Annotated in this window: 6 protein-coding genes; all 6 read left to right on the forward strand. The window is 33.8% G+C overall.

Translation table 11 applies throughout. The annotated features are described in order from the left end of the window. Positions 1-357: 357 nt before the first annotated feature. Positions 358-681: a hypothetical protein gene (locus P20652_RS18475; RefSeq protein ID WP_033017595.1), complete on the forward strand. Its 324-nt coding sequence runs from the start codon at positions 358-360 to the stop codon at positions 679-681. 13 nt (positions 682-694) lie between these two features. Beyond that, entirely contained in the window at positions 695-1,420 is a 726-nt protein-coding gene (locus tag P20652_RS06840) for a hypothetical protein (RefSeq protein ID WP_008169868.1), read from the forward strand. A 2-nt stretch (positions 1,421-1,422) separates the two neighbouring features. Continuing rightward, positions 1,423-2,019 (forward strand): hypothetical protein, encoded by a 597-nt coding sequence (locus P20652_RS06835; protein ID WP_008169870.1) that lies wholly within the window; start codon positions 1,423-1,425, stop codon positions 2,017-2,019. Between the two features lie 191 nt (positions 2,020-2,210). Further along, complete coding sequence (locus P20652_RS06830; protein WP_008169872.1) at positions 2,211-2,564, forward strand: hypothetical protein; 354 nt, start codon at positions 2,211-2,213, stop codon at positions 2,562-2,564. Next, the gene (locus P20652_RS19550) at positions 2,549-3,268 is read left to right on the forward strand and encodes a hypothetical protein (protein ID WP_050548212.1); all 720 of its coding nucleotides are present in this window, start codon (positions 2,549-2,551) and stop codon (positions 3,266-3,268) included. The genes P20652_RS06830 and P20652_RS19550 overlap by 16 nt, the downstream gene beginning before the upstream one ends. Before the next feature lie 66 nt (positions 3,269-3,334). After that, positions 3,335-4,384: a hypothetical protein gene (locus tag P20652_RS19555; RefSeq protein WP_008169876.1), complete on the forward strand. Its 1,050-nt coding sequence runs from the start codon at positions 3,335-3,337 to the stop codon at positions 4,382-4,384. Positions 4,385-4,578 lie beyond the last annotated feature (194 nt).

Here is a 4,578-nt window from a genome sequence, read left to right on the forward strand (position 1 = left end):
AAACTGCTCAGTCAAACTATTTAGTAATAAATCACAACTGCATCATGCAGTTATTTTCGTGCATGTAATTTAGGTTTAACAGCGGTAATGTTTTATTTAATGAATTAAATAAAAGAAATAGATAAGGAAAGGTAAGTTTTTAACCTAAAAAGTAGATTTTATGGCACAGTTTAGCTTGAACAATTAGAGTGGCTGTCTAGTTTAATTTCTTATCATTGCTATACCGTAAAGTATATGGAATTTATTTAGCTAAAACTAACAATGAGATCTAGTTTAGAGGCAAAAACTAAAAACAGTCTTAATTTTTATAATAATTAAGTAAATAACAAGAATAGGGATAAGCTAAAAAGGGAATTCATGGACTATACATTTTATACTGCATTTGCCGAAAAAATCTCGCCCAGATTGTATCAAAACCGCATTTTACCTTATTTTAAATCAGAGCAGTTTGATAAGGATAAAAGTTTCTGGTTTGATTGTTTTGGTATAAATGTAGTTAGACGATACTTTGTTAATGAAAGGGCTAGAGCTGAAAGCTTTGAAAAATCAAGCCTAGCAGATAAATCTAAATATCTAGTTGTTGGACGGCGTTTGAATGCGAGGAAAAGGCTAGATATATTTTTTATACTCTCCCGTTTATTATTTCTTTTTAATGTTATTTATAGTTGTATTTGGCAGTGATGAGTTTTTTGGAATGCCGACTTGGCTAGGCTTAATAATATTTATGTTTTGGAATGCTATCGTATGCAACTTTAGTTCATTTTATTATTATAGACTTAGTTCAAAAAATGAGGATTTGGTTTATTTAGATAGGTTGAATAATACAATCAACTTTACAGAACAGACAAACAATGAGCCTCCTTTTAAAGATGAGTTTGCTAATGCTGCATTCCCCGTAGGTGAATTTTCACTCAACGTACGTTTTTTAACAAAAACTCAAGGAGTCGGTAAAATAGCAAGCCTAGTACTTATTCATGAAAATATTGCTCAATACAATGACGTCCCCTGGGTACATATTCACGCGTTAAGTGAATATCATAGCACCGTTGATGATGTAATTAAGCAATGGGCAAGGTATCAACGTTATTTGGATTTAAGTTTACCATTACCCGACTCGCCAAATTTGGAGCTCTATAGAAAAAACGATCAATCTACTAGAGAGTTTGATATAAAAAATAAACGACCAGAGCGGTTTTGGTGTGACTTTTCATACGATCAACAAAGAGATATTGAAAGAGAGCTGATTAATAATCCGTTTTATGATGATCAGTATGAATTATCAAAAAAAATGCTTGATATATATGATCTAGTTTGTCCTTGGCTTCAATTTAGCGCTAAACAGCGTAATAAAAAAATGAATGTACCTGCTTCAATAGGGGATATATTGGTTTCAATACGGCAGTTATTAATAGGGATATAGCTATGTGGATATTAATTTTAACTATTTTTCTGTTTGTTATTATTATTTTAGTGAATATTGGAAATGAAAATACTTTTAGAGAAAATTTAAAAAAACCATGCTTAATTAAAGTAAATAACACAGAGTTTGATATCTGTATTAATCAAAATCTTGTTAGAGAAGGGTTGAATTTTTTAATTATTAATTTAATGGATATCACTGAAGATAAAGAAGTTAGCTTTATTCTTACAAAAAATGAGTCGTTGCGACATGGTGATTCATATAGAGTTTGCAAATATGTGAATATTGAACCAATTGCTGAACTTGAGTCTGAGGTTACCCATATATCAGTCCTTAAAATACCAATAGGCGATCTGTTACCATCTCAAGGTGGATCAAGAAAAATGAACTTTAACATCAACTTTTATCGAGGCTACCCTGGCGAAAGTAAATCGCTATTTCTAACCGATATTAACTCAAGTTATATATATAACCATCACCTTGAGTATAACTTTCAACGGCCGGGTTATGCCGATACTGATCCGGAGTTATTGAAGAGTATTAATGAAGAAGTAGCGGAGTATTTAGTTCTCTGCAGAAAAAAAGCACACCCATTTTAGTTTTGTATTTACCAGAACAAATTAAAGTAGCGCATTCGTAAAACATAAATTATCAGTCTTAAATGCAAATTTAGTAACACAGTTTTCTTGTTTAGTAAGAGGACCTAGGTTTATTGTTAATTCGGAAACTTTTTCAAAGTGGTGCGCGGATTAAATGTCAGATAGGGCATAGATAATAAAGGAAATAGAATATGCTTGAGCAGTATGCAGACACCGCATATCGTGGTAAACAAGAAACAAAGTTTAGAAATGAAATTGCGACAGACGAGCGTGACTCTATGTATTGCCGCTATCAAAGTAAGCAAGCGCTATTCCCAAGAGGAAGCGTTTTTGGGCATTGTTTTGACAGTTCTCAAACCTTATTTTACAAGGATAATTTAAATGGAAGTGCCGAAGATTGCAGAGCACTTTTCAAAATAGATAAAAAGTTAAAACTGGCCCTGAATACTATTCCTGCTAACTTCACTGATTTCATTATTTCTTCTTGGGTTATACTGCACTTTATTAATTTGTTATTTTTATCCCTTCAGTGGCATTTGCTTTAGGTGCAACCAGTGTCGCTCTTGATTTTTTATTGGTTCTAGTGGTTATTTGGATTATCTCAAAAGTAATGAGTTTGATAGTGCTACCATTTTTTCGTTCCAAATATAATTTTACCGTCAATTTTAATCGCTTAAATGGAACAGTTGAAGTTCCGAGTTCAAATGCGAAAGATTTTGAAGTTGCACCATTTGAAGAATTCAATGCCCATTATAAAGTACAGAATAATCCTAAAAGTGGTTATCCTTATCGTGGCTTTTCGTTGTTACACTATAAATATAGTATGAGATATGAGATAACGTTCGCAAATCGAATTACTCCAGCACTAATTCATTGGGAATTATTAAAAAATTTTATGGATGTTACTCAGCCCTTGGCTGATATTCCGCAATTTGAATATTATCGAGAGTTTGATAAAACCACCGCTGAATTTGATAAAGCCAATGGTCGACCAAAATATTTTTGGTATCGTGTTGATAAGTCTTTTTTAAAAGAAATGTCTAAAGCACATGACGAGCTTTTAAAAGAGTTTAATGACGAAGAACAACTCGATAACCTTTTAATGGGTAAACCTATTAAAAAGCTAACGCCACCGGATATATTTAAATTCCCATGGAAATATGCAGATAATATAAAAGCTGAAAGCGAGATTAAATTTGGTAAAACGTTGTGGCAAAAATTCACTTCATTTTTAATGGTTGATTTATAGCTAAGCAAAGAAATAAATAGGATTTAGCCCAAGCAGTAAATGGCTGTTTGGGTAGAAAGGATATTAATGTCAATTTCATATAAATTTGCAAAACTAAATGCAAGAACAATAGAAAACTCGCAGAATTTTAAAAATTACCTTTCAAAAAAGAGGTTTAATAAATTCACTGGTTTAATGGGGTTTCAAATCGTTAAAATATTAGTATTAAAAGATGAAGAAAAAAGGCTTAAAGATTCAAATAGTATTGATAACGAAGGCCGTTATTTAGGTTTTCATCATGCGGCTGATTGGACGCTAGGGTTAACATTGGGGCCTATCTTTTTAGGGGTGTCTGGAAGTATCGTGGTGGCGTTTATTTTACTTATATGTCTTTACACCCAATTCACAGCTACCCCAGAACCATTACCTGTTTGGTTTATTGTATTCGTCATTTGTTGGAACTTATTCTTTTTAAACTTCGGCCCCATTTTAGCGCGGTATATTCTGCCTAAACGCGAGGTATATTTTGACCGCCAAAACCAAACAGTAAGTTTTTCGTGGTCAGTAAATAATGCAGAAAAAAATGAGCATGGCCATTCGACATTTCCGTTTACGGATATAGAAGCGTTTTATTCTAAAGCCAACCACTCACAAGGCCATGGTGTGACCCATGCGATGTATATTGCCCATAAAGATTATGAAAACCACCGTGGTGCATTTAGTGAAATACGCGTAAAAGACAACCCACAAAACCCAAACTACTGCAAATACACATGGGAGCGCGTAGTGCGCTTTATGGACGTAACCAAACCGCTCGTCGATTCACCTGAAATAGAGCCATTTCGCAATTTAGACCCAATAACACACGATTTTGATAAGCAAAATAACCGCCCTGAAAAGTACTGGCGTTCAATGAGCTACAAACAGATTAAGCAAATAGAAGAAGCACTTGATGATGATATTTACCGCTTTAACTTTGATGGCGCCATTACCAACCCAAAACGCTGGGCAAATAAAGAAATCACCAAACCATGGGAAAAGTGGCCAATAGATGAAAGCCTAAACCAACCAGACGACACACCGTATTGGAAACGACTGATGAAAACCCTTGCAATGCAAATTATTGCGGGTGTTTAAACGCAATTGCACTTTAAAATCAGAAAGGAATTCAAGCCTAAGCGCAACTGCTGCCTAGGTTTATAAAAGGAATACTATGAGCATATTGAAATATTTGGGTGGAGCTCTGCCTAGGAAAACAATTTTTAATCAATTTTTCGAGCAAGGTAATACACTCGACTTGCAAAAAAAATTTAGTGGCTTATGCCTGTTAG

The organism is Pseudoalteromonas sp. BSi20652, from assembly GCF_000239855.1.
GTDB lineage: Bacteria > Pseudomonadota > Gammaproteobacteria > Enterobacterales > Alteromonadaceae > Pseudoalteromonas.

What these genes read in the sequence shown, in the direction of transcription:
- P20652_RS18475 (WP_033017595.1), top strand. Translation starts at nt 358, where the DNA reads ATGGACTATACATTTTATACTGCATTTGCCGAAAAAATCTCGCCCAGA.
- P20652_RS06840 (WP_008169868.1), top strand. Translation starts at nt 695, where the DNA reads ATGCCGACTTGGCTAGGCTTAATAATATTTATGTTTTGGAATGCTATC.
- P20652_RS06835 (WP_008169870.1), top strand. Translation starts at nt 1,423, where the DNA reads ATGTGGATATTAATTTTAACTATTTTTCTGTTTGTTATTATTATTTTA.
- P20652_RS06830 (WP_008169872.1), top strand. Translation starts at nt 2,211, where the DNA reads ATGCTTGAGCAGTATGCAGACACCGCATATCGTGGTAAACAAGAAACA.
- P20652_RS19555 (WP_008169876.1), top strand. Translation starts at nt 3,335, where the DNA reads ATGTCAATTTCATATAAATTTGCAAAACTAAATGCAAGAACAATAGAA.